Annotated in this window: 27 protein-coding genes and 1 pseudogene; 5 read left to right on the top strand and 23 right to left on the bottom strand. The window is 42.2% G+C overall.

Features of this window, described 5'->3' with window-relative positions; genetic code table 11:
• Nucleotides 1-193: DUF4298 domain-containing protein (locus tag Q4B79_RS04560; RefSeq protein ID WP_303085249.1), on the top strand; the 193-nt coding region annotated here is incomplete at its 5' end.
• Entirely contained in the window at nt 193-450 is a 258-nt protein-coding gene (locus tag Q4B79_RS04555) for a YfhL family 4Fe-4S dicluster ferredoxin (protein WP_303085248.1), read from the top strand. The genes Q4B79_RS04560 and Q4B79_RS04555, both read left to right, overlap by 1 nt.
• 1 nt (nt 451) lies before the next feature.
• Here the strand turns inward: Q4B79_RS04555 and Q4B79_RS04550 are convergent, their stop codons facing one another.
• From Q4B79_RS04550 to Q4B79_RS04520, 7 genes are all read right to left on the bottom strand, one after another.
• Entirely contained in the window at nt 452-1,876 is a 1,425-nt protein-coding gene (locus Q4B79_RS04550) for a YihY family inner membrane protein (RefSeq protein WP_303085247.1), read from the bottom strand.
• A gap of 12 nt (nt 1,877-1,888) precedes the next feature.
• Nucleotides 1,889-3,046, bottom strand: coding sequence for a dihydroorotase (locus Q4B79_RS04545; protein WP_303085246.1), 1,158 nt, complete (start codon nt 3,044-3,046; stop codon nt 1,889-1,891).
• A 24-nt stretch (nt 3,047-3,070) separates the two neighbouring features.
• Nucleotides 3,071-3,961: a tetratricopeptide repeat protein gene (locus Q4B79_RS04540; protein ID WP_303085245.1), complete on the bottom strand. Its 891-nt coding sequence runs from the start codon at nt 3,959-3,961 to the stop codon at nt 3,071-3,073.
• 126 nt (nt 3,962-4,087) lie between these two features.
• Nucleotides 4,088-4,765, bottom strand: coding sequence for a tetratricopeptide repeat protein (locus Q4B79_RS04535; RefSeq protein ID WP_303085244.1), 678 nt, complete (start codon nt 4,763-4,765; stop codon nt 4,088-4,090).
• A 24-nt stretch (nt 4,766-4,789) separates the two neighbouring features.
• Nucleotides 4,790-5,086, bottom strand: a complete 297-nt coding sequence (locus tag Q4B79_RS04530) for a nucleotidyltransferase family protein (protein ID WP_303085243.1) — start codon at nt 5,084-5,086, stop codon at nt 4,790-4,792.
• The gene (locus tag Q4B79_RS04525; RefSeq protein WP_303085242.1) at nt 5,079-5,486 is read right to left on the bottom strand and encodes a nucleotidyltransferase substrate binding protein; all 408 of its coding nucleotides are present in this window, start codon (nt 5,484-5,486) and stop codon (nt 5,079-5,081) included. The genes Q4B79_RS04530 and Q4B79_RS04525 overlap by 8 nt, the downstream gene beginning before the upstream one ends.
• A 93-nt stretch (nt 5,487-5,579) precedes the next feature.
• Nucleotides 5,580-6,614 (bottom strand): aspartate carbamoyltransferase catalytic subunit, encoded by a 1,035-nt coding sequence (locus Q4B79_RS04520; protein WP_303085241.1) that lies wholly within the window; start codon nt 6,612-6,614, stop codon nt 5,580-5,582.
• Between the two features lie 247 nt (nt 6,615-6,861).
• Between Q4B79_RS04520 and Q4B79_RS04515 the strand changes: the two genes are divergently transcribed.
• The 3 genes from Q4B79_RS04515 to Q4B79_RS04505 are packed head-to-tail and all read left to right on the top strand — an operon-like array spanning nt 6,862 to nt 9,163.
• Nucleotides 6,862-7,875 carry a class 1 fructose-bisphosphatase gene (locus Q4B79_RS04515; RefSeq protein WP_303085240.1) on the top strand — a complete coding sequence of 338 codons (1,014 nt, stop codon included), beginning with the start codon at nt 6,862-6,864 and terminating at the stop codon, nt 7,873-7,875.
• Nucleotides 7,872-8,372: a hypothetical protein gene (locus Q4B79_RS04510; protein ID WP_303085239.1), complete on the top strand. Its 501-nt coding sequence runs from the start codon at nt 7,872-7,874 to the stop codon at nt 8,370-8,372. The genes Q4B79_RS04515 and Q4B79_RS04510 overlap by 4 nt, the downstream gene beginning before the upstream one ends.
• Nucleotides 8,373-8,392: 20 nt before the next feature.
• Nucleotides 8,393-9,163, top strand: coding sequence for an RNA methyltransferase (locus tag Q4B79_RS04505; protein WP_303085238.1), 771 nt, complete (start codon nt 8,393-8,395; stop codon nt 9,161-9,163).
• Between the two features lie 175 nt (nt 9,164-9,338).
• Here the strand turns inward: Q4B79_RS04505 and Q4B79_RS04500 are convergent.
• From Q4B79_RS04500 to pyrE, 16 genes and pseudogenes are all read right to left on the bottom strand, one after another.
• Nucleotides 9,339-10,028, bottom strand: a pseudogene (locus tag Q4B79_RS04500) (IS1595 family transposase).
• Nucleotides 10,029-10,180: 152 nt separating this feature from the next.
• Nucleotides 10,181-11,077 (bottom strand): PHP domain-containing protein, encoded by an 897-nt coding sequence (locus tag Q4B79_RS04495; protein WP_303085237.1) that lies wholly within the window; start codon nt 11,075-11,077, stop codon nt 10,181-10,183.
• 77 nt (nt 11,078-11,154) lie between these two features.
• Nucleotides 11,155-12,321 carry a cell division protein FtsZ gene (gene ftsZ, locus Q4B79_RS04490; RefSeq protein ID WP_303085236.1) on the bottom strand — a complete coding sequence of 389 codons (1,167 nt, stop codon included), beginning with the start codon at nt 12,319-12,321 and terminating at the stop codon, nt 11,155-11,157.
• A gap of 135 nt (nt 12,322-12,456) precedes the next feature.
• The gene (gene ftsA, locus Q4B79_RS04485; RefSeq protein ID WP_303085235.1) at nt 12,457-13,779 is read right to left on the bottom strand and encodes a cell division protein FtsA; all 1,323 of its coding nucleotides are present in this window, start codon (nt 13,777-13,779) and stop codon (nt 12,457-12,459) included.
• Nucleotides 13,780-13,892: 113 nt separating this feature from the next.
• Nucleotides 13,893-14,657, bottom strand: a complete 765-nt coding sequence (locus Q4B79_RS04480) for a cell division protein FtsQ/DivIB (RefSeq protein WP_303085234.1) — start codon at nt 14,655-14,657, stop codon at nt 13,893-13,895.
• A 175-nt stretch (nt 14,658-14,832) separates the two neighbouring features.
• Nucleotides 14,833-15,744: a D-alanine--D-alanine ligase gene (locus tag Q4B79_RS04475; RefSeq protein ID WP_303085233.1), complete on the bottom strand. Its 912-nt coding sequence runs from the start codon at nt 15,742-15,744 to the stop codon at nt 14,833-14,835.
• Between the two features lie 147 nt (nt 15,745-15,891).
• Nucleotides 15,892-17,340: a UDP-N-acetylmuramate--L-alanine ligase gene (murC, locus tag Q4B79_RS04470; protein WP_303085232.1), complete on the bottom strand. Its 1,449-nt coding sequence runs from the start codon at nt 17,338-17,340 to the stop codon at nt 15,892-15,894.
• Between the two features lie 34 nt (nt 17,341-17,374).
• The gene (locus Q4B79_RS04465; RefSeq protein ID WP_303085231.1) at nt 17,375-17,599 is read right to left on the bottom strand and encodes a hypothetical protein; all 225 of its coding nucleotides are present in this window, start codon (nt 17,597-17,599) and stop codon (nt 17,375-17,377) included.
• 180 nt (nt 17,600-17,779) lie between these two features.
• Complete coding sequence (murG, locus tag Q4B79_RS04460; RefSeq protein WP_303085230.1) at nt 17,780-18,862, bottom strand: undecaprenyldiphospho-muramoylpentapeptide beta-N-acetylglucosaminyltransferase; 1,083 nt, start codon at nt 18,860-18,862, stop codon at nt 17,780-17,782.
• 150 nt (nt 18,863-19,012) lie between these two features.
• Nucleotides 19,013-19,645, bottom strand: a complete 633-nt coding sequence (locus Q4B79_RS04455) for a YiiX/YebB-like N1pC/P60 family cysteine hydrolase (protein ID WP_303085229.1) — start codon at nt 19,643-19,645, stop codon at nt 19,013-19,015.
• Nucleotides 19,627-20,043 (bottom strand): DUF4878 domain-containing protein, encoded by a 417-nt coding sequence (locus Q4B79_RS04450; RefSeq protein ID WP_303085228.1) that lies wholly within the window; start codon nt 20,041-20,043, stop codon nt 19,627-19,629. The genes Q4B79_RS04455 and Q4B79_RS04450 overlap by 19 nt, the downstream gene beginning before the upstream one ends.
• An 84-nt stretch (nt 20,044-20,127) precedes the next feature.
• Nucleotides 20,128-20,928 carry a glycosyltransferase family 2 protein gene (locus Q4B79_RS04445; protein ID WP_303085227.1) on the bottom strand — a complete coding sequence of 267 codons (801 nt, stop codon included), beginning with the start codon at nt 20,926-20,928 and terminating at the stop codon, nt 20,128-20,130.
• Between the two features lie 9 nt (nt 20,929-20,937).
• Entirely contained in the window at nt 20,938-21,888 is a 951-nt protein-coding gene (gene gshB / locus Q4B79_RS04440) for a glutathione synthase (protein WP_303085226.1), read from the bottom strand.
• A 210-nt stretch (nt 21,889-22,098) separates the two neighbouring features.
• Nucleotides 22,099-22,287 (bottom strand): hypothetical protein, encoded by a 189-nt coding sequence (locus tag Q4B79_RS04435; RefSeq protein WP_303085225.1) that lies wholly within the window; start codon nt 22,285-22,287, stop codon nt 22,099-22,101.
• Nucleotides 22,288-22,347: 60 nt separating this feature from the next.
• The gene (locus tag Q4B79_RS04430; protein WP_303085224.1) at nt 22,348-22,590 is read right to left on the bottom strand and encodes a hypothetical protein; all 243 of its coding nucleotides are present in this window, start codon (nt 22,588-22,590) and stop codon (nt 22,348-22,350) included.
• A 14-nt stretch (nt 22,591-22,604) separates the two neighbouring features.
• Complete coding sequence (pyrE, locus tag Q4B79_RS04425; protein WP_303085223.1) at nt 22,605-23,249, bottom strand: orotate phosphoribosyltransferase; 645 nt, start codon at nt 23,247-23,249, stop codon at nt 22,605-22,607.
• Nucleotides 23,250-23,266: the final 17 nt, after the last annotated feature.

Raw genomic sequence — 23,266 nt, 5'->3', positions numbered from 1 at the left:
TTTTTATTTTGATGGCGAATGGCGTGAGCTGTACGAGAAGATTGAAAATGGCGAAGAGTTTGACTTAACCACCGATGGCGAATATAGCATAATGGGCGAAGACACGATTTGGAATGCTGTTCACGACCACGACAGTACGCTGTGGGATTTTATGCGGTTTTGCGTTAAGCACTTGGACAAAGCTGACGACTAATGGCACTTAAAATCACCACCGATTGCATTAACTGCGACATTTGTGAGCCAGAATGCCCCAACGAAGCCATTTTTTATGACCAAAAAGGGCAAAAAACCTATGTCATCAACCCCGACCTTTGCACCGAATGCATAGGCTTTTACGATGAGCCGACCTGTGATAAGGTCTGTCCGATTGATTGTATCATCAAAGATGATGAACGACCTGAAACACCTGATGACTTGATGGCAAAATACAAGCAGATTTGGGGAAAGTAGCCTAACTGTCGCCTTTGCCCATGTCTTTGTGGTGGGTTTTGTAAGGCAGTTTATCTTTGATTTTGATGGTGGAGAGCATTTGGGTTAGATAGGCTTTGATGGGGCGGTTATTTTGGGGTGGTGTTGGCACATCATCTGTTTTTTGTGTCGTGTCTGTATTGTCGCTAAGTTTGGCTTGCTGATTACCAAATAATTGTGCCAAAGTTAATTGCAACTGCTCTTTGGTGGCGTTTTCAACACGCCCCACATGATGAGCCAAATTGATGCTCCATTGTTCATGATTTGTTTGACAAAAATTCATCATCTCACGCTCTGTCGGCAGGGCATAAGACATGCTGTTATAAAATTGCCAAACGCTCATTGTACCCAAATCCATTTTTAGGATAAACTCATCATTTTGGGTGCGAGCGATGAGTTTGAGATGGATTAATTTATCAAGATACTGATGCCATTTTGGCAGTTCGCCTCGACCAAGCAACGCCTTAAAATCCGCCTCGCTGACCGTCTCTCCTACTTGATGACGCTCATAAGCCAAATGAAGCATATCAAGCAAAACCAATATGGGCGACTTTGGGGAGACTTCTTGATACCCAAAAATCGTCAGTGTGTAACTAATCTCCACACCCAATAAAATCAGATTCCACGACAAATACAGCCACATCAAAAATACAGGAATGGCAGCAAATGCCCCATAAATCGCCTCATAACTGGTAAAATTTGTCATGACCATACCAAAAACGCTTTTTAGCACCTCAAAAAGCACAGCAATGACCACGCCTGCAATCACGGCATTTTTAATGGGAACTTTGGTTTTTGGTATGAATTGATACAAGGCGATAAAACCACTTGCCATCAGCACAAAAGAAATAATCCTCGCCCATACCCCAAAATCTATGCCGTATCCTGCAATTTTTTGGTTCAAAAAACTCAGTCCAGAAATGGCACTCGACGCACCAAATGCTATCCCCAAAATAATGGGGGCAGCAGTAATCATGGCCCAGTACCGCATCACGCTTGCCATGCCACCAGAACGCTCTGCCACTCGCCAAATTTGATTAAATGCCGTCTCAATGGTAATGAGTGTCATGATGGTGGTAACAAATACCCCTGTTACCCCGATAATACCAAGATTGCTGGATTTTTCGGCAAAACTGCTGATGTACTGGCTAATCACTTCCCCTGATGACGGCATGAGGTTGCGATAAATCGCCCATTGCACCTGTTCACGCACGCCCTCTAAGGCAGGAATGCTAGAAAACATCACAAGCATGACCGTCACAATCGGCACAAGCGACAACAGCGTGGTATACGTCAAGCTGGCTGCTTTTTGGGTGCAACCATCATTAACATAATGACGCACCAAAAATCTTAAATACACAAACCACAACTGACAGGCAAAGGGCAATTTATCTAAAATTTTATTCATAAAATCAATGCATTAGGTGAAAAATACTCGCTCCACTCTACCCATTAAAGTGTGATTGACAAACGGCGTATTTTTACCCATTGACAACATCGTCTCATCGCTGACCGTCCATTCTTTGCTTGGGTCAATCAGTACCGCCCCACCCACTTTTTCATAAATATCGCCAATGCCTGCGATTTTGGCAGGATTAAAACAAATTTTTTCAACCAATTGTTCAGCCGTCAAAACACCATCCGCCACCAGTTTACAGCCCAAACTTACAAAAGTATCAAAATTACTAATCCCTGCCACACTCTCGGCAAAAGGAGCAAGTTTGGCAGTCATCGCTAACGGCTCGTGGTGCGTACAAATGGCGTCAATCGTGCCGTCCTGCAACCCCCTTATCAACGCTCGTTTGTCGGTTTCTGACCGCAAAGGCGGATAAACAAAAGCAAGCGTGTTGTAGCCGTCAATCGCATCGTCCGTCAAATGCAGTTGGTGCATTGCCACATCGCACGACACAGGCAAGCCCTTCGCCTTAGCGGTGCGAATGAGTTCAACAGACGATTTACAGCTAATCTGGCTAAAATGTGCCGACACGCCTGTTTCTTCCACGATAAGAAGCTGTTTGGCAAGGGCGACCGTCTCGGCAATCCAAGGAATGCCCGCCAAGCCGTGATAGCTTGCCACATAGCCATCGTGCGCCACACCATTTTTGGTTAAGGACGGTTCATCGGGATAAAAAAATACTTTAATATCAAAGGTTTTGGCATATTCTAATGAGCGTAACAGCACATCGTCATTGGCAAAGCCACATCTGGCGTTACTCACCGCAATCGCTCCGCCTTGTTTTAGCCCTGCAATGCTTGCCAAACTCTCGCCTTTGAGTCCTGCGGTCAATGCCCCAATGGGGTATAGATGAATGCGACCGTCCGTGAGTGCCTTGTCTTTTAAGCCTTTTAATAGCGAGCCATTGTCAAGCACAGGCGTGGTGTCGGGCGGTGTGCAAATGTGCAAAATGCCGTTTTGATACGCCGAGTTGCCTTCGCTTTTAAACGAGCCGTGAGCCGATTGCCCAAGCTCTCGCAACCGACCGCACAAATCCACAATGGGCGGAATCAGCCATTTGCCGTCTGTGTTGGTGTCGGTTAAAGTTGGCTGTTGCCAGTTGGGGGGAAGTAGGTTTTTCATAAATTTCTCATCTTTTTAAGTTTGTTAATTTTCACAAGCAGGCACATAGCCCAATTCACACGATTTTTTATGAAACTCATCGGCTTTCTTAATATTTTTTGGTACACCATAACCATAACGATAAAGCAATGACAAGCCATAATATGCCCTATATGAATGATAATCAGCCACTTGAATGGCTTTTTCAAAATTAACTTTGGCTTCTTTGTAATTCTTTAATTGATAATAGGTTTCGCCCAAATCAACATAAGTCCAAACCAAATGTAATGTATGGCTACTGTCTGTTGGTTGTTTTTCCAACTCTGATTTTATTTGTTTGATTGATAAATTAAGATATTCTATTGCCTTTTGATAATCAGGATTATTTTCATCATAAGCCAAATATATTTTAGCTACTTCTTGGCTACCAAGACCAGAACCCAATGCACTTGCTTTTTTTGCCCATTCTAAGGCTTTTTGATAATCCACTTTTCCACAATAACAAATACCGCCTTCTACCACCCTTCTACCAAGATAATAATCCACAAGCCATAATTGTGAATACACTTCTCCCAAATTAGCCACTTTTAGATAATAATCAAATGCTTTTTCACCATTTCTCTCAAATCCATAATAGCCATTCTCATAAGCATTGGCTAATATCGTCAAAGCATCAGGATAGCCATTTTCCACCATTTTATCAACCCAATACAAGGTTTTTTGTTGATTACCAGAATATAAATAAAATTGGGTCAGTTCAGAAATTGCTTCTATGTTTCCTTGATTGGCTTTTATTTCCAATTCCTTAACTTGCTTTTCTATTTCTTGTTGTTGCTCTTTTGGAATTGGATTTCCATAAAAATCTGTCATAGTTTCAGCTGTTGCATAAGATACCAAACTTAATGACAATAAGACAATTAAAAGTTTTTTAAACATAATTATTCTCTTTTTAAATGGTTGAGAACAAGGTGTATTCCTTTAATGGTGCATCATACTTGCTTTACGCTTGCCAAGTGGGAAGTAGGTTTTTCATAAAGTTCTCTTTTGTTGATGTTTCCTAAATTAGTAACCCAATTCATTTAATTCTTTAAGATTATCACAACTGACTTGCACATTTTGATTACAGGCTTTGCCATACCATTCTTTGGCAATGTTATAATCTTGGCGAACCCCATAGCCATTTGCATATATTACCCCAAGATTATTTTGGGCTTGTGCATTACCTTGATTGGCGGATTTGGTGTACCATTCTAGGGCTTTTGTATTATCTTGGGATACGCCCTGACCTTTGGCATACATCAACCCAAGACTGTATTGAGCATCTGCATTATTTTGGTTTGCTGATTTGGTAGCCCATTCAAATGCCTTAGCATAATCTTGATTAACACCGTGTCCATTATAATACATCGCCCCCAAACTGTTTTGGGCATCTGCATTATTTTGATTGGCGGATTTAAAATACCATTCAAAGGCTTTGGCATCATCTTTTGGAATGCCCAATCCATAATAATACATTCCGCCAAGAATATTTTGAGCAAATGCATCGCCCTGCTCGGCTACTTTTTTCGCCCAATAAAACTCATTGACAGCATCTTGTTTTTGCTCATAATAAGCCGCCATTAGCATTTGATAGAATATGTCCCCATTCTCCGCCTTTTGAATTAACCCTTGTAAATCATTGGCAAATACCGACACGGATAATAATAATCCTGCGGTTAATAGGGAAATTTTTTTAAACATAGCTCCAATCCTGTATTGTAAAAATCAAATCAACACCAACTCATTTTCAATACTTTTTTTAAAGTCATTACCCAAACTGCGCCAATCGCAAATATCCACCTTAAAAACCAAGTCAGAATTAGCAAAAGCTTCTTTTAAATTAGCAATGTCTGCCAATTCAAAAACGCCATCAGATTTAACCACCAAATCCAAATCTGAATAAGGTTTGGCATTGCCATTCACACGAGAGCCAAAAGCAAAAACTTTGGTATTTTTGCAATGGGTTTTTAGAATGTTTTTGATAATTTGTTTTTCGTTTTCGGTTAATTGCACATCAGTCATTATTGATTAATCTTTTGGTTAATTCATTTAATAAAAATTCTACTTCGGTTAAGAATTTTGGGATATTCGCCACAACTTGCAATGCCTTTTGTTCATTATAACTGTGGCTTGTCAGATTTCGCATTTCACGATACACCCGCCAATCTGACCAATTACCACACAATAACCCATATTCATTGGCTGTGCGTATCATATCACTAAACGCCATTTTATCAATGACATCAGGCGTGGGCGAGATGGTCTCCAAATAGCGTTTTAAAATCTTATGACTTAATTCATAAGTAAATTCAAAACGCTGAATCAGCCCATCTCGGATTTGTTCATCGCTTGTGTCTTTTTGATAACGAATTAAGCCTTCGGATAATTTTTGTGTGGCGTTTTTTAGGGGTTCAATTATCATTATCATTCATCTCTTAATTGTCTTTTAGTAAATTCATTATAAAATCATAAACTTCGGATTTGGGATTTTGATTGGAATAAATCAACCTTTGCATTACCCCAAATTCCTCAAACTTCTTTGCCCTTCCATTGCCATTGCCATTACTGCCATTCTGACAGCAATGCCATTATTGACTTGTTTTAAAATCACCGATTGCACCCCGTCCGCCACATCAGACGCAATTTCCACGCCACGATTCATCGGGCCAGGGTGCATTACAATCGCATCTTTGTCAGCCAGTTTTAATCGGCTTTCGGTAATGCCATACATCTTAAAATATTCGCTGGTGGACGGCAAAAGGGGCGAGCCAATGCGTTCGTTTTGAATACGCAAACCAATCAGCACATCAATGCCCGCCACGCCTTTGTCCATATCGTCAAACACTGCCACGCCATAGCGTTCAATGCCTTTGGGGAGCAAGGTTTTGGGGGCAACCACTCGCAAATCTTTGACGCCAAGCGTTTGCAAAGCACAAATGTCCGAGCGAGCCACACGGCTGTGTTTGACATCGCCAATAATGGCAACGGACAACTCTTCAAAGGGCTTTTTGGCTTCGCGAAAAATCGTCAGCATATCGAGCATTGCCTGCGTGGGGTGGGCGTGCTGACCGTCCCCTGCGTTGATGACGGCAACGCTTGGGCAAACCTTTTGTGCCATAAAATGCATCGCCCCAGACGAATAATGACGCACCACAAACATATCCGCCGTCATCGCCTGCAAATTCCACAGCGTGTCGGCAAGGCTCTCGCCCTTGCTGGTGCTAGATTTGGCGATGTCAAGGTTAAGGACATTCGCCCCAAGTCGTTTTTCTGCCACTTCAAAGGTAGTGCGGGTGCGAGTGGAATTTTCAAAAAATAGGTTCATCGCCGTACAGCCGGCAAGCTCGTTTGAATTTTGGATTTGACCGTTTGGCAATAGATAGCCATTGGCTTTGTGAATGATTTGGGTGAGAATGTCTTTGTTTAGCCCTTCCACGCTTAAAAAATGGCACAATTTGCCGTCAGGGGTAAGCTGGGGAGCGGATTGGGAGCGGTGCAGTTGGGCGGTTAGGTTGTTTGGGGTGGTGTTGGGAGTGTGGGTGGAGTGCATTTTTTATCCTTTTTTGTCTATCAAAAAACAAATTAAACCATTCTAGCAAATTTTTACCCCTTTGTGAATGTATGTTGGGAAGTTTTATGATTTTTTGATAATCATAACAATTATTTATCAGATTTATCCAACCATTCAAAAACAAAATATCTCTGACATTCTCGCCTGTTTCGTGCTAAAATAACGCCAATTTTATGTCAAATTTTCAATCAAAAAAAGTTAACCCGAAAAATTCAAGGAAACCAGCATGACAACCCAAACCACCCTTGCTCAATACTTAGAAACTCACGCCACCCCCGAATTAGCAAGCATCATGACCACACTTGCGACAACGAGCGTTTCCATCAGTCGCTTGCTTGACCAAGGGGCATTGGCGGGCATTCATGGCGAAGTTGGCAGCCAAAACGTACAAGGCGAAGCCCAAAAAAAGCTCGATGTCATTTCCAACGACTTATTGCTGGGGGCGTTAATCCATAACCCCAACTGTGCAGGGGTGGCAAGTGAAGAGCTTGATGACATTAACCCTGCCAATGATGACGGTACGCTACTGGTTACCTTTGACCCGTTGGACGGCTCGTCCAACATTGACATCAATATGACGGTGGGGACGATTTTTTCTGTCCTACCCTACCACAATCAAGGACAAAAGGCGTGTGAGAGCGACTTTTTGCAAAAAGGCGACAACCAAGTGGGGGCAGGCTATTTTATTTATGGCACTTCTACCATGCTTGCCTTTACGCTTGGAGCAGGTGTAGCGATGTTTAGCTTTGACCCGATTAGTCAGACTTATATTCTTATCAATGACAATGTGCGTGTCAGCGAACAAACGGCAGAATACGCCATTAACGCGTCCAACCGCCGTTATTGGCTGCCGCCCATTCAGCAGTATATCGAAGAGCTGACACAAGGCGACACAGGCGTACGAAATAAGGATTATAATATGCGTTGGGTGGCGGCGATGATTGCTGATGTGCATCGTATTTTGATTCGTGGCGGGGTGTTTATGTACCCTTATGACACCAAAATTGCAGGTAAGGCGGGCAAACTTCGTCTGATGTACGAAGCCAATCCGATGAGCTTTGTCATTGAACAAGCGGGCGGAGCAAGTACGGACGGCGTAGTTCGTATTATGGACATCAATCCAACCAACATTCATCAACGCATTCCTGTGGTGTTGGGAGCAAAAGAAGAAGTGGACTATGTTAAGACATTGCACGACAAGGCAGGGATTTTGGCGAATGGGGATAAGTTGAGCGAATGAGACAAGAGTTTTATTATCAACCAAAAACGCTTTCAAAATCCGTCAATTATTTTTTGTGGGGACTTTTGGTGTTTGGTGTTTTGGTATGTGCCATTTTGCTCTGTGTTTTATATTTAAATTTACTCAATCCCAATAAAGACAATTTTTCAATCATTAAAGATTTGATTATTGTTACCGTGCCTTTATTTATGATTTATAAGGCGGTCATGCCTAACAAGTTGCATGATAAAGACAATCAAAAACCCATGCCAATGTTTATCTTTGATGAAATTGGCATGGTATTTAATCACCCAAAACAAGGGTTTGAAATCAAATGGCAAGACATTCAAATGGTTGATGTTAGTTTTATGTTTAATATACCGACATTGATTATTCATACAAAAACAAACAAACACAAAATAGATATGCAATATTTTGAAAATAATGAGAATGTCGATATTCAAAAAGTTTTTAATGAATATGCGATGAAATATAGTGGCAAAAAATTAATTTTATAAACCCATTTAAAAAACTTCCTATGATTATCACTTCCAAAGACAACCCCCTAATCAAAACCGCCCACGCCTTACTCACCGACCCCAAAAAACGCAAAAAAATGGGACAAACAGTCATCGAAGGTACACATTTACTAGACGCTTATTTAAAAGCGGACAAAATGCCAATCACCACCATTGTCAGCGAAAGCGGTATGGCAAATGCTGAAATTCAAAGTTTAATTGCCAAGCTAAATAAAAACCCCATTATCATCAGCGATACTTTATATAAGAATATCCGTACGCTTGGCGAAAGCTTACCGATCATGGCAATCATTGAAATGCCAAGTTTGACCTTAAATCAGAGCATTGATAAAGACTGTTTAATCATCAATGGTATTCAAGATACAGGCAATCTTGGCACGCTGCTTCGCACGGCAAGTGCCACAGGGTTTGATACCGTGATTTGTACCACAGGCACGGCTCACGCTTATAATCCCAAGACTTTGCGGGCAGGTATGGGAGCAAATTTCTCACTAACTATTTATGAAAATGTCAGCATTGATGAGATTTTTAAGTATGTTAAAGCACCCATGTTTGCCACCACTTCGCACGCTGATGGGCTGATTTATCATAAAGATTTAACCGCTCCCTTAGCCTTAATTATGGGACACGAAGGGCAAGGCGTGGATAAAATTTTATTAGAACAATGCACCCCCCTAACCCTACCGCAATACGGACAAGAAAGCCTAAATGTCGGCGTGGCAGGAAGCGTGTGTTTGTATGAGATTTTACGGCAGAGGAGGTTTGCTTAAAAAATCATCATTCCCTCAGAACAATGATTGAAATGATGATTTATGGGTTATTGCTGATAGTAGGCAGACATGGCGTTCTCATACCCCTTTTTAAGAACTGCCAGCACTAATCACGCCATCAATAACCCAATCTCTTGTCGGTAACCACCCCAAAATCGGCTTTTTACTTCCATACTCAATTGAGTATTTGGGGCTGCACTAGATAAGCCCAAATTCCACACCATTTTCTCAACACTTTAAGCTGATTAGATGGTGTACCATAATTAAAACGAAACTCACATTCTTTGATGAATAGATGAAAGTTTTTCTTATCAATGCCATTGTACTTTCTAAGTACTCGTTTGGCTTGCGACCAAAAGTTTGGGGTGCCATTGATGTGATTGTGGTCTTTGGCAAATTCTGTTGAGTGATTAATTCTAAAATGCTTAAAATCACTCACATCAAGAGCATTGTAGCTTTTATGGCTGTCTATATAAACAATGCTGTCAGGTTTGATTTTGCTTGTAATGATGGGTATTAGCGTATCTGTTTTAGTGTCTTTAACCACAACAACAAAGACTTTACCATTGCGTTTTAAAAGTCCAAACACCGCAGTCTTGCCACCTGCTCCACGCCCTCGTTTACCTTTACGAACGCCACCAAAGTAACTCTCATCAAGTTCTATCTCTCCATCAAAAAAGTTCTTTGGCTTCTTGAGCAAGATAATATTCTATCACAAGTCTGATTTTGTGGTAGGATAAAGCTGATTAAGTTGTGCCAAATACCAAGCAAATTAAGCTGATGTTCTGGCAGTAACTTGTGCGACAAAAAATTCAAGCAGTTTTAGCTGTACTTTTTTACTTGGTTTACAATGGGCTGTTTTCATGTTTGTGGTATAGCATAGTTACTAATCTAGTTCAGCTTCTTTGTTTTTTTATAAAACAAATAACATAAATGCCTACTAATTACACCAACATGCATTAAAAACCCAATAGCCGCCCTCCAAAAGCAGAATGTGCATATGCATGGTAAATCACACTACGCAAACCTCTCCCAAACGCCCACCTGACCCTCTTTTGGTACTGCTACCTGACCCAATTTACGCCAAGGCATGCTTGACCCATGAAAATCACTACCCACCGACACCATGAGTCCATGTTGTGCCACACATCTGTCTATCATCGCTCTGATGGAGGTGGGTTCACTTACCGCAGGCAGTTCGACCGCCTGACCACCAAGCATGGCAAAATCAGCAATGAGCTTACGCACCCGAGTCGCTGACAGCCCATAACGAGTCGGGTGAGCCAGCACCGCCACACCGCCACACGCCTTGATAAGCTCTATGGTCTGTGCTATGCTAAGTGTCTCAATCGGAGCATAGGCAGGTTTGTTGTCCGCCAGATATTTATCAAAAGCGTCTTGCACCGTTCGCACCCAGCCACACTCATACATGACCTGAGCAATGTGAGCTCGACCCACCGCCTTAGGATTATCTCCTGCTTTGGTAAGCACCAACCGCCAAATCTGCTCTTGTAAGTTCCGAGCATCCACCTCCAATGTCTGCACCAAAATCTCTGACAACTTTTGTACCATCAACCGCCCACGAGATTCTCGGCTATCTTGTACCGCTTTTAAAGCCTCGCTCATCTTATTCCTATCACAAAAATTAAGTGCTACCACATGAATGATTTTGTGAGCGTGCTGATTTTTACCATAACCGCCAGACAGCGCATGCTCACAGCTAATCTCCACGCCATGAATCAGGCGAATACCGAGCATATCAGCCGTTTGACGTGCCAAATCCACCCCTGCCACTGTGTCATGGTCGGTCAGAGCAAATACCTCAATACCCATCTCTTTGGCAAGTGATACCAGCTCTTGTGGCGACAACGTCCCATCTGAGCAAGTACTATGGCTGTGCAAATCAATTTTCATAAAACCAACCAATACTCAAAATAAAAAAAGACAAACCCCACCAATGGCAGGGTTTGAGCAACCAATCAACAGTCATATTATTTGTTATGCTGTTGTGATTTTAGGTAATTTAGTACACTTATCTTATTTGCCTGAGGAGCAACAGCTGGCTGTGGTTGTTGTACGACAGGTTGTGCTTGTACCTGCTGATTCTCCAAAGCACTCACATGTCCCACAGGTGTGGTATGCAGACCTTGAACAGGAGGAGCTTGCATGGTAACCTTTGGGCGGTCATCTAAGGTCAAACCCGTAGCAATGACCGTTACATGAATCTCATCGCCCATACTCTCATCTTGGACATAGCCGTAGAAAATATTGCCATCTTCCAAATCAACGATAGATGACAACACCTCAGAAATCTCCTCTGGCTCATGCATCATCATCTCGGCAGCGGTAATATTAACAAGCAATCCTTTGGCATTTTCAAGGCGAATGTCGTCAAGTAGTGGTGAGCGAATGGCTTTTTCGGTGGCTTGACGTGCTCTGTCATCGCCGCTAGCACGACCAATACCCATCATGGCATAGCCTTTGGCAGTCATGGCAGTACGCACATCTCTAAAATCGGTATTGATGATGACATTATCGGAAGTATCCACAATCTGCACCAAACCACTTACCGCATGTAGTAGTACATCATCTGCTTTTTTAAGGGCATCTGTAAATGAAACTTGCTTATAGATTTTTAGAAGCTTTTCATTGGGAATGGTAATGATGGCATCAACGAGGTCGGTTAATTGGCTAACACCCTCTTTGGCAGACTTCATGCGTTTGGTACCCTCGTATTTAAAGGGCGTAGTAACTACCGCAACGGTCAAAATACCCATCTCTTTGGCAATGCGTGCCACCACAGGAGCTGCCCCTGTGCCTGTACCACCACCCATACCAGCGGTAATGAACACCATGTTATAACCTTCTAGGGTGGCACGAATCTCTGCTTCGTCTTCTTCAGCATAACGGCGACCCTCCTCAGGATTGCCACCTGCCCCCAAGCCCTCAGAGCCCAGCTGAATCTTATGGGGTACGGTCAGGTTATCTAAGGCTGTACGGTCGGTGTTCGCTGCTACAAAAGTGACGCCGTGTATGCCCTCTTGCACCATGTGCTCAACGGCATTGCCACCGCCACCGCCAACACCAAAAACAATAAAACGAGCTTTGCCGTAATTGTTTGAATTGTCATCTGCATGTGCATGACTGTATTTAGACATTGATTTCTCCGAATTCTTTTATCTGCACTTAGACAGAAATTTGTTAGCATTATAGCAATTAATTGACGACATATCAAACAGCTAAGCCATGATTGGCTTTAAATATTCTTTAAATGGATAACATCAGGCTCATTATTACAACAACCGCTTCAATCTTTCAAGCCATGATTTTAGCATTTGGGTTATCCACCCCCACAGACCGCTTTTTTTCAGACTACCGAACTGACCACGTTCATCTTTGGCATATTGCTCACTTTGATAGTACATCAAAGCCCCGATAATGCTATGCAACTTGGGATTTTTAAGCTGAGTTCTAAGAAGTCCCACTTGCTCATCAGTCAGCATTTGAACATCGATTTCTACTTTGGGGTTAATCTCCATTTTACGCACACTGACGGCAAAATTTTTCTCAACAAGCCCCACCAAATCTGTCATGTCTGATGCACCACCCGCCAACACGATACCCATGTCCATAAATGCATCTAATTTTTCATGCTTTAATTCATTAAAAATTTCTTGAAATAACAACATATAACGAGCTTCAATAATGCTAGCAAGATTATATAAGCTAACCGTCAGCTCACCATCGTGGTGGCGTCTTTTTAGGGTAATAAAATCGCTTTTGTGCTGTTTGTCACGACTGGCTGAACCATGATGTTTTTTGAGGGATTCTGCCTCCACCAGCGTCAATCCAAGCATACTGGCAATGTCCATATCAACAAGCTGTCCACCCACCGCCAAGCAACGACTATACAAGAGCATGCCCTCATGATACAAGCACACCTTAGTCATCGCCTCCCCAATATCCACAAAACACACACCACGTTGTTTCTCGTCGGCACTTAGTGCATACTCACTGCTGACCACGCCATCAAAAAACATGGGGTGAACTTCTAGGTTGTTGGAGGTAAGCAAACCCTTGACCTGAGCATAAAACATGCTTGGCACGCTAATCGTATGGTAGCTTACAGTAAGCTTATCTGCCAGCATACCTACTACTTCTTTGACACTCTGGTTGTCATTGAGCCAAAAACACTGCTGACAAAGTTGCACGGTTGTATGATTTTGTTGCAAAAGTTCAAGTTTTGCTTCATCTAGCACATCACGCAAATCTTCATGACTGACCACTCTGCCAGCGAGAGTACCTGTGGGATTTTGAATGGCAATGGATTTTTCTTTTAGGCTGTTTTTGCTGACCATTGAAGGGCTGGCAAAAGACAATCCCACATAAGAAACCTGCACGCCTGCCATGTCAATGGCTTCACGTAGCGATTTATGAATGGCGGATAATAAGTGCTCACGATTGACAATCTGCCCACCCAAAAATGCATCTGTGGTGGCAAGTCCCAGCCCCATCACTTTGGTGGTTTTATGATGCACGTCAAAATAGCCCACGATGGTATAGACCGCCGTAGAACTTAGATGGATAACTGCATGAATGTCAAGATTCGATGTCATATTAATAAAATGGAGAAAAAGACCCCAACCAAAAATCAAATAATGATTGTCTTTTTGTCATTATTTTTAATAAAAAGTAAACTACAAACAAAAAACACCCCAAGCCTCTCTTATTACTTGTGGTTTTGTATACTTGTTTTCCACGCAATAGAAAACCCATTTTTATATCGCAAATCCACCGATTGCATGTCATCAATGCGGTCAGCAAACTGTGTTTTTAGCACCACTGAGAGTTGATAGAGTTTTTGTTCGGTGTTTTCATTATCCACCACCACTCGAAGCCCATTATGAAAACGAACAACCCAAGTGTGGCGTGGCGTCAAAATCAAATCATCTGCCATAAGCCCAAGTGGCGAAAAATGCTCATTGATATACCACATCTGACGCATGATGTCATCTACTTCTGTAACTGCACCATGTAGCGTTACCAGATTGGGGTTCATCAAGTCGCTTGGGTTGGCGGGGGAAAACACCACGCCATTTGCATCAAGTAACTCTTGACTGCCGAAATTGGCGATGGGTTTTCTTGGGGTTGCCTCTATCATCACGCCACGATGCCAATCTCGGCTCACTTTGGCATGCTCCACCCACGACAAGTCTGTTACATGACCATGAATTTGGTGCAAACTTCCACCAAAGAACGGTAAATGTCCAAACTGGCTTACCGCCCCTGCCAAAGATTCATGTTCAAATTCAGTCAAATTCGATGATTCAATATAGATGGGTTTGGCAGGACTTTTACCGATGGTCTTGATGGCAAAAAACCCAACCACAAATAGTAGCACCAACGTAATCAGGGCGGATTGCCATGATTTTGATAAATACTTCTCATCATGTACCAAGTCATCACGACCTGTATGCAACACCGCCTCTGCCATCACAAAATCCTATATTAGACCGCTCAAAGCCAACCAAAACTCAACCTCTAAACAAATAAAAGTCAAGGTTGCATATCTTACCTTATTTTAGTTGGAATTTAAAGCAAAATTCATCTTAAAGCGTTCTCTTGTACCTCAAAATATACCAATCGGTAAAATCATGCGTAAAAATTTGTTAATTTGCTAACGTCTGTGCCAAAATCTGTACACACAAATCAGCAAATTCAATCCCAGCTTGCTTGGCAGATATCGGCACAAGACTATGGTCAGTCATACCAGGCACGGTGTTGATCTCCAAAATATAGAGTTTGCCATCATCGCCTTTTAAAAAATCCACCCGTGACCAGCCACGTCCTCCCATCGCACGAAAGGCTTGTCTGGCAAGCTCGCCCATTTCTTGTTCTTGCTCGGGCGTTAAATCGGACGGGCATTGATAAGTGGTGTCATCTCGCAGGTATTTGGCTTCATAATCATAAAATTTGTTTTTTGGAATGATACGAATGCTTGGCAGGGCTCTATCACCAAGTAGCGACAAGGCATATTCACCGCCCGTAATCGCTTTTTCTGCCAAAATCTCGCCGTGATATTGCTTTAAAGTTGGATAAACTTTCGCCAAATCGCCTTTGTTTTCAATCATCACCACGCCCACGCTTGACCCTTCCGCCGCAGGTTTGACAAATAAGGGCAAGCCAAATTCTTGCTCCACCTTATCAAAATCGCTGTCGTCTTTTAGCACGACATACGGCACATTGGGCAAGCCAAGCGACTGCCACACAAGGCGACAACGGAATTTGTCCATCGCAATCGCAGACGCCAGCACGCCACAGCCCGTATAAGGAATATTAAAGCCGTCCAGTACGCCTTGCAAACTGCCGTCCTCGCCAAAAGTACCATGTAGCACATTAAAGACACGGTCGTACTCACGCAGTTTTGAAATATCGGTCTCTTGCGGGTCAAAATGGTGGGCATCCACCCCTTTTGATAGCAGAGCGTCAAGCACCGCTTTACCGCTTTTTAAAGAAACTTCTCGCTCGGCACTAAATCCACCACAAACAACAGCGACTTTGCCAAAATTTAGATTGTTCATAAAATTTTCCAAATCATTAAATTAAAATATAAGGCTTGTATCACGCATCGGCTGTTTAAAATCACACCGTTAAACAACCTGCCACCAACCCCAAAGTTTAAAGAATTTATTGTCTCAATGCTTCTTTTGGTATTTTGAGACTTATTTTTACAAATACAGCCCATTTTTTGCCAAATCTTGACACAACTGCCCCACATTGCCCGCCCCTTGCGTAATCAGCAAATCATTACCTTTTAGGGCGACCTTTAACACTTGGGCGATTTGTTCTTTGTCGGCGACATTTAGCACAATCGGCTCAACTTGCCCACGCTCACGGAGCGAACGAGCCAAATCAGAGCTGGTCGCCCCCTTAATCGGCTCTTCGCCCGCACCATAGACATCGAGCAAAATCAGCTTATCTACTTGTGATAAAGTCGCCACAAAATCATTAAAGCAATCTCGGGTACGGCTATAACGGTGTGGTTGGAAAATCATGACCAAACGGCGGTCAGGGTAGCTTTGGCGTGCGGTAGCAATGGTGGCGGACACTTCGGTGGGGTGATGACCATAATCATCAATGAGTAGCACATCGCCATCATCAGCTTGATAATTGCCATTGTTTTCAAAACGGCGACCCACACCTGCAAACTTCTCCACCGCTCGGCAAATGGCTTCATCGCTCACGCCCTCGTCCGTTGCCATCGTGATTGCCCCAAGAGCGTTATAAACATTGTGCAAACCGGGGATATTAAGGGTAATTTTTAATGGCTCTCTATCCTTTCTCAATACGGTAAAATGGGTTTTTGTGCCATCTGCCACCACATCCACCGCTTGCACGTCATTGTGTTTTTCAAGCCCATAGGTAATCACAGGGCGAGCGATATTGTCAATCATGGCGTACAATTCTTTGTCATCGCCACAAACCACCGCCAAACCATAAAAAGGCATGTTTTGCAAAAACTGAATATAGGCTTGCTTTAATTTATCAAAGCTATTTTCGTAAGTTTCCATATGGTCGGCGTCAATATTGGTAACGATACACGCCATTGGGCGGAGCGATAAAAATGACGCGTCCGATTCGTCCGCTTCCGCCACCAGATAGCGACTTTCGCCCAAAGACGCATTTTTGCCAGACGCATTTAATTTGCCGCCAATCACATAAGTTGGGTCAAGTCCTGCCTCATGAAGCATCATGGTCAAAAGACTGGTTGTTGTGGTTTTGCCGTGAGCCCCTGCCACCGCAATGCCATGGCGATAACGCATCAGCTCACCGAGCATGTCCGCACGGCGAACCACAGGAATGCGAGCGGTCAAAGCCGAGACAATTTCAGGATTGGTGCGGTCAATCGCAGACGACACCACAATCACATCGGCGTTTTGGATATTTTTGCTGTCGTGTCCGATAAATACTTGCACGCCCAAACTTTGCAAACGTTCAGTTACTGCACTTGCTTTGATGTCCGAGCCAGAAACAGTGTAGCCTTGATTGGCAAGCACTTCGGCAATACCGCACATGCCCGCTCCACCAATACCGACAAAATGAATGTGGTTAATCCGTCTCATTTCTGGGATTTCAACTAGGCGTTTTGCTTTTGCTTTTTTGGTTGGTTGAGTCATTTGTTTTTTCCTTTAAAAAGTTAATTTCAATCAATTAAATACCATAACATTGGTTAGGTAAAATTACCAAATCATCATGCAATACTTTGACTTTGCAACTCTTCAAATCATTATCGTTTAATAATTGCAAGGCAAATTCTAATTCACTTTGATTATGTGCCAATTCGCCAACAACAAAATAAATCGGCTTATTTAAATGCTTTAAAAACACCAAAAACTCACCATTGATTTTATCATCAACCACCACGTTATTTGCCATTCTGCTATAAATAAAAGGGTTTTAATGAATCAAATAATGTTTAAAATAACGACTTTTTTTCAATATCATGAATGGCGGTATGACTGATAATTAAAGTAAGTTTTGACATTTTAATTTCTACAATTTTAGGCGTAAGGTGTATAAATACACACCTTGCTTTTTAAGCCTTAAATCAGCGTCCTACCCCTTGACACTCGCAAGCACCATCTCCGCCACCGTTTTGGCGACATTGTGTTTGGCGTTTTCGTGGGCTTTTTTTGCCATTGTTAGGCATTGCTCGCGGTCTAAATTATTTAAAATTTGTGCCAATTTTGCCCCAGAAAGCTCAGGTTGTGGGAGTAAAATTCCTGCCCCTTTGTCGGTCAAGGATTTGGCGTTAAAGGTCTGATGGTCATCAACAGCGTGTGGCAACGGCACAAAAATCGCCCCAATACCCACGCTTGCAATCTCGCTTACCGTCAAAGCCCCTGCACGGCACACCACAATGTCCGCCCACGCATAGACACTTGCCATATCGTCAATAAAGGGCATTAGCTGGAAGGTGTGTTTGCTGGTATCAATCCCTGCTTGTGAATAGGCAACGAGCATTTCATTATGATTGTCCTTACCGCATTGGTGTTTGACAGATAGGGGCTTGTCGCTTGTTTTTAAAAGCTCCACAATGGCGTTATTGATGGCTTTTGCCCCCAAAGAACCACCCACGACTAGGACTTTTAATGGGCTTTTATCATCAACATTATACCGTTCATCGGGCGATTTGACCGTATCAATCGCATCTCGCACAGGGTTGCCCACCGTAATGCCGTTCGCCCCAAAGGCACTGTCAAAGGCTTGTAGCACCTTGTCCGAAAAGCGAGCGAGCGTTTTGTTGCTCATTCCTGCAATGGCGTTTTGCTCGTGGATAATAAGTGGCTTGCCCGCCCATTTGCCTGCCAAGCCCCCTGCCGAAGTGACATAACCACCGAAGCCAACCACAACATCTACTTCGTTGTTTTTTATGATATTTTTAGCTCCACTTGTTGCGTTATAGAGCATAAACGGCATTTTGATAAGCCGTGCCAAACCCTTACCACGAAGCCCCTGCATGTCAATGTGGTGCATGGGATAACGCTCGCCCACAAGGGTGTTTTCCATACCGTTTGGCGTGCCAAGCCAATGCACCTTTGCCCCTTGTGCAGTCAGTTCGTCCGCCACCGCAAGTGCTGGAAAAATATGTCCGCCTGTGCCTGCTGCCATCATTAGGATTGTGGGTTGTTTGGTCATTTTTTGCTCTGATATTTTTAAAAGATAACTGCTTATTTTGTAACAAAAAGGAGGAAATTACAAGGGGAAATTGATGTGGATTGGCAAAATATTACTGTGGCAAAATTTATATACATTTAATTACAAAATAGTTAATTTTTAGAAATAAATTCACTCTTGATAAATCAGTCTTGACCCTATCGCCTCATCAATCAATGCTTTTGGATAAAGGATCTCTCCATGCAGACTTGGCACATCGATAATTTGCCACTGTAGCTGCTGATAAATTGCTATCGGCAAATAATTAGCAATCAATGTCGTACAATAAACACCCTGTTTTGATTCATTTTTTGTAGCCAAATAAAAAGGTTCGCCCAATCGCCTTTTTGTATTTTTAACCATAAAATCAATTTCTTGGTTGGTTAATTTGTCATTTCTGTAAATCGCCCATCCACGAGCAAGTTTAGGATTAATAAATTCAGACAACGTAGACAATATAACTTGATTTGGCTTATCACTTTTGTCATCAGTGGCGGCATGAATGATTAAGATTTGAGGGTTTATTTGTACAATTAACCCAATATGAGAATATTTACTATCACTGAACTTTTTAATGATTTTACTTTCATAAGCTGTGCCTTGACGCACAATAAAATCTCCCAATTTTATTTGATTTCTTATATTGGTTTCATTATAAAAATAAATATCGTCAACTACTGATGATGATTGCAAAAACAAAAAAATGCAAGCCGCTAACAATAGCTTGCATTTCTTAAAAAAGTATATCAAGGGTTGACTTTCCATTGATTATCGGAACGAACAAGTTTAATGCGGTTATTTTGAGACTTTGAGCCCTCATTTTTAAAATGAGTAACAACCTTAACCAAGCCTTTGCCATTTGGCTCATCAATTTCACTGCTTTCAACCAAAATCTCTTTTACACCGCCCTTTCTATCCGCTTCAGCGACGGCTCTAGCAACAGTTTGTTTAACTTTACCCCTAACAATTTCTTCACCGCCATCTTTCATTTGTTCTTTGGGTAAATACATCAATTTTATCATGCCGTCGGCATCACCTTTATAGGCATATTCCACATAAGCGACAGCCACCTGCTCTGGATTGCTTCCTTTTGAGCTACAACCCACTAATACCGCCATAAATAAACCTAAACATACTACGCCGACCAATTTTGTCATTTTCATCAAAAACTCCAAATTAAAAAAATGGTCTCATTATATCCGATTTTTTTTTTTACTTGTCAAACTGAAATGCGTCTTTATGGTTGTTTAGCTTAATGTGATTGACATTTTGCCCTTTTGTGCTGATAAAATTTGTCGTAATTTTTGCACTCTATTGATGGCATTTTGAGTAGATTGATTAGCTTTTGCGACATCATCTGGTGAGACGTGGCGGACATTTTCGCCAAATAGCATGGCATTAAATAAATGATTGGCGTACATAGTGTCATGACAATGGTAATTAACCCCCACATCAAATCCTTGATTGTCAAATAACGTTGCTACTGTTGCCGTATCAATGGTCGCAAGCCCCAACGCCCCATCTTCACCACCAAACTTCTTGAAAAGTTCGTCATCATCAAACCCGCCCAACGCCAGAAAATACGGGCGATAAAACACCATATTGCTCCCTGCGGTCATCTCAAACGTCCGCCAAGCGGTATAAAAATCAGGATGATTAGCAAATCGCTTGGGTAGGTCAATCGGCGTCATTGGCAAGCGAATGAGTCCCACCTCAAAATTGGCAAACACCATCGCACAGGCTTGCAACGCTTCACGCTGATAGGTATCGTCCGCATCCAAAAAGGCGACATAATCGGACTTGGCAAGCATCGCTCCAAAGTTGCGAGCGGTTGCCACGCCTTTGTTGGTGGGTAGGCGTTCGGCATGGATTTGGGTGGGGTAGGTATTTTGTAAATCAACAATCACTTGCCAAGTGTCGTCTGTTGAACCATCATCAATCAGATAAATGCCACCCAAATTATCCTGTCCAAGCACACTCTCTACCGCCCGAACTAAGGTCGTGGCGGTGTTGTAGCAGGGAATGATGACATCTATGTTAATGGACATAGCAATGAATTACGCAAATTGATTTTCAATAAATGCCACAAAATCCACCGCAATTTGCGTCCCACATTGCTCATCAATTTCTCGCACGCAAGTGGGTGAAGTTACATTGATTTCGGTAATATAGCCCCCAATCACATCAAGTCCCACAAAATACAAGCCTTTTTCTAAAAGTTTAGGAGCAACTTCATTGGCTAAGGCTCGCTCTTTATCAGAAAGTGGCATTGCCACGCCTGTTCCGCCTGCCGCCAAATTGCCCCTTGTTTCGCCCTTTTGGGGAATACGAGCCAAACAATAGTCCACAGGCTTACCACCGACAATCAAAATGCGTTTATCGCCATCTTTGATTTCTGGGATAAATTTTTGAGCCATAATGGGTAGGGTCTCATTTTGGGTCAATAATTCCAAAGTAGAGCCGATGTTTGGATTATCAGTCGTCAAACGAAAAATACCCATTCCGCCCATACCGTCTAAGGGTTTAACAATTACATCTTGATGCGTTTTGATAAATTCACGGATATGTAACTCTTTTTGACTAACAACCGTTGGGGTCATTAAATGGGGAAATTCGGTGGCGAATAATTTTTCATTGCAATTTTTAACGCTTTCTGGGTCATTGACCACAAGTACGCCCGCTCGTTTGGCATAAGAGAGCAAATGAAGTGCATATAAAAACCTCATATCAAAAGGCGGATCTTTTCGCATCAAAATCACATTAAAGTTAGTCGCTTTAACGGTGGTTTTTTCGCCCAATGTATAAAAGTTTTCAGGGTTTTTAAATACTTCTAAATCCTGACAATCAATCATCAGCTCGCCATTATTAAGCCACAAATCACTAATTTGACAATAGCTTAATGAATGATTTTTGTCTTTTATCGCCCACGCCATTGCAAGCGAAGTGTCTTTTTTATAGTTAATGGTTTTAATATCGTCCATCACGATAAGGAAGTTAAGTTTTTTCATAGGTTACCTATTGATTTAATTTTCATCAAATAATGATTGCCAATTTTCCAATAATACAATACTGCCGTGTTTATTGGCTTTGGCAAAATGTTGACTGTCGGCGGTAATAAAATGAATGTTGCGGTTAATTGCCATCGCTTAATAAATACTGTCATACATTGACGGAAAACCACTTTTGTCATTACCGTCTTGACAAATTGTGGTGGCTAATTACCAATCGTCAAGGGTGGGTTTTTGCAAAGTTAAACTGGTTTGATAATAGGTGTTTAAACCGCCTAACAGTTTATTTAAATCCACCTTTCTTTGCACACAAACGCCTATCACTTCATATTCAAATAAAGTGGGTACAATAAATTGAATGTAGTTTTTATTACAAAATGACAAAAATTCACGAGCCATTTGACTGTCGTGTTCGTAAACATTTTGATAAAAATATTGGCATCAACCACGATTTTTTGATTAAGCATGATAATGATTATCCCGAATTTCTCTTAATAAATCCGTACTGGATTTACCATTCGGATTTGGCATTTCATCACTAAAATGCCAAATCATATTTTCTATGGCTTCACGATTTTTTTGCTCTATTAAAGACATAAAAAATTCATTGATGTATTTAGATTGCTCATTATCATCAATCATTTTATCCAAAGCAATTGCAATATTTTCATCGATCGCAAATGTTTTTTCAACAACCGCCATTATCAAACCCCTAATTACACCCCATACTGCTCACGATACTGCACCATTGAATTGTATTGCTCGTCCGTGCCATTATTTTTGACATAATGGGTAATATCATCAAAACTCACAAGTGCCAAAACAGGGACATTTAACTCATCGCCTAACTCTTGAATGGCGGACTTTTCGCCCTGCCCTTTTTCTTTACGGTCAAGGGCGACAATAATGCCCGCCACACTTGCCCCCACGCTGTCAAGGATTGCCACGACTTCACGGATTGCCGTGCCTGCGGTCATCACATCGTCAATGACCCAGACTTTTTTGCCCGTCAAATCCGCCCCAACAAGCATTCCGCCTTCGCCGTGCGTTTTGGCTTCTTTGCGGTTGTAGCCCCACTGGGCATTGATTTGATGACTTTGCCACAGGGCTTGGGCGGTGCTGGCGACAAAAGGAATGCCCTTATACGCCGCCCCAAAAACCACCAAATCATCGGTATTAGCATTTTTGGCAAGCATATCGGCATAGCCCTGTGCCAAAACGGACAATAGCTCGCCTGTGGCAAGGAGACCCGCATTAAAAAAATAAGGACTAATGCGACCTGATTTTAGGGTAAATTCGCCAAATTTTAGCACGCCATTTTTTAGGGCAACTTCAATAAAGGTTTGAGGGTTAAAAGACATGACAATTTCCTTAAAGA

It is taken from the genome of Moraxella sp. (assembly GCF_030525845.1).
Classification (GTDB): domain Bacteria; phylum Pseudomonadota; class Gammaproteobacteria; order Pseudomonadales; family Moraxellaceae; genus Moraxella.
Note: the sequence above shows the minus strand (reverse complement) of the source record. Positions and strands in the feature narration are given on the sequence as shown.

Coding starts and splice junctions, on each gene's coding strand:
- Q4B79_RS04515 (WP_303085240.1), top strand. CDS start 6,862: ATGACAACCCAAACCACCCTTGCTCAATACTTAGAAACTCACGCCACC.
- Q4B79_RS04480 (WP_303085234.1), bottom strand. CDS start 14,657: ATGGCAGAGGCGGTGTTGCATACAGGTCGTGATGACTTGGTACATGAT.
- Q4B79_RS04445 (WP_303085227.1), bottom strand. CDS start 20,928: ATGTCCATTAACATAGATGTCATCATTCCCTGCTACAACACCGCCACG.
- Q4B79_RS04475 (WP_303085233.1), bottom strand. CDS start 15,744: ATGAACAATCTAAATTTTGGCAAAGTCGCTGTTGTTTGTGGTGGATTT.
- ftsA (WP_303085235.1), bottom strand. CDS start 13,779: ATGACATCGAATCTTGACATTCATGCAGTTATCCATCTAAGTTCTACG.
- Q4B79_RS04455 (WP_303085229.1), bottom strand. CDS start 19,645: ATGGAAAGTCAACCCTTGATATACTTTTTTAAGAAATGCAAGCTATTG.
- Q4B79_RS04465 (WP_303085231.1), bottom strand. CDS start 17,599: ATGGCAAATAACGTGGTGGTTGATGATAAAATCAATGGTGAGTTTTTG.
- Q4B79_RS04540 (WP_303085245.1), bottom strand. CDS start 3,961: ATGTTTAAAAAACTTTTAATTGTCTTATTGTCATTAAGTTTGGTATCT.
- gshB (WP_303085226.1), bottom strand. CDS start 21,888: ATGAAAAAACTTAACTTCCTTATCGTGATGGACGATATTAAAACCATT.
- pyrE (WP_303085223.1), bottom strand. CDS start 23,249: ATGTCTTTTAACCCTCAAACCTTTATTGAAGTTGCCCTAAAAAATGGC.
- ftsZ (WP_303085236.1), bottom strand. CDS start 12,321: ATGTCTAAATACAGTCATGCACATGCAGATGACAATTCAAACAATTAC.
- Q4B79_RS04450 (WP_303085228.1), bottom strand. CDS start 20,043: ATGAAAATGACAAAATTGGTCGGCGTAGTATGTTTAGGTTTATTTATG.
- Q4B79_RS04505 (WP_303085238.1), top strand. CDS start 8,393: ATGATTATCACTTCCAAAGACAACCCCCTAATCAAAACCGCCCACGCC.
- Q4B79_RS04530 (WP_303085243.1), bottom strand. CDS start 5,086: ATGACTGATGTGCAATTAACCGAAAACGAAAAACAAATTATCAAAAAC.
- Q4B79_RS04545 (WP_303085246.1), bottom strand. CDS start 3,046: ATGAAAAACCTACTTCCCCCCAACTGGCAACAGCCAACTTTAACCGAC.
- murG (WP_303085230.1), bottom strand. CDS start 18,862: ATGACCAAACAACCCACAATCCTAATGATGGCAGCAGGCACAGGCGGA.
- Q4B79_RS04525 (WP_303085242.1), bottom strand. CDS start 5,486: ATGATAATTGAACCCCTAAAAAACGCCACACAAAAATTATCCGAAGGC.
- Q4B79_RS04430 (WP_303085224.1), bottom strand. CDS start 22,590: ATGGCGGTTGTTGAAAAAACATTTGCGATCGATGAAAATATTGCAATT.
- Q4B79_RS04555 (WP_303085248.1), top strand. CDS start 193: ATGGCACTTAAAATCACCACCGATTGCATTAACTGCGACATTTGTGAG.
- Q4B79_RS04550 (WP_303085247.1), bottom strand. CDS start 1,876: ATGAATAAAATTTTAGATAAATTGCCCTTTGCCTGTCAGTTGTGGTTT.
- Q4B79_RS04435 (WP_303085225.1), bottom strand. CDS start 22,287: ATGGCTCGTGAATTTTTGTCATTTTGTAATAAAAACTACATTCAATTT.
- murC (WP_303085232.1), bottom strand. CDS start 17,340: ATGACTCAACCAACCAAAAAAGCAAAAGCAAAACGCCTAGTTGAAATC.
- Q4B79_RS04535 (WP_303085244.1), bottom strand. CDS start 4,765: ATGTTTAAAAAAATTTCCCTATTAACCGCAGGATTATTATTATCCGTG.
- Q4B79_RS04495 (WP_303085237.1), bottom strand. CDS start 11,077: ATGAAAATTGATTTGCACAGCCATAGTACTTGCTCAGATGGGACGTTG.
- Q4B79_RS04510 (WP_303085239.1), top strand. CDS start 7,872: ATGAGACAAGAGTTTTATTATCAACCAAAAACGCTTTCAAAATCCGTC.
- Q4B79_RS04520 (WP_303085241.1), bottom strand. CDS start 6,614: ATGCACTCCACCCACACTCCCAACACCACCCCAAACAACCTAACCGCC.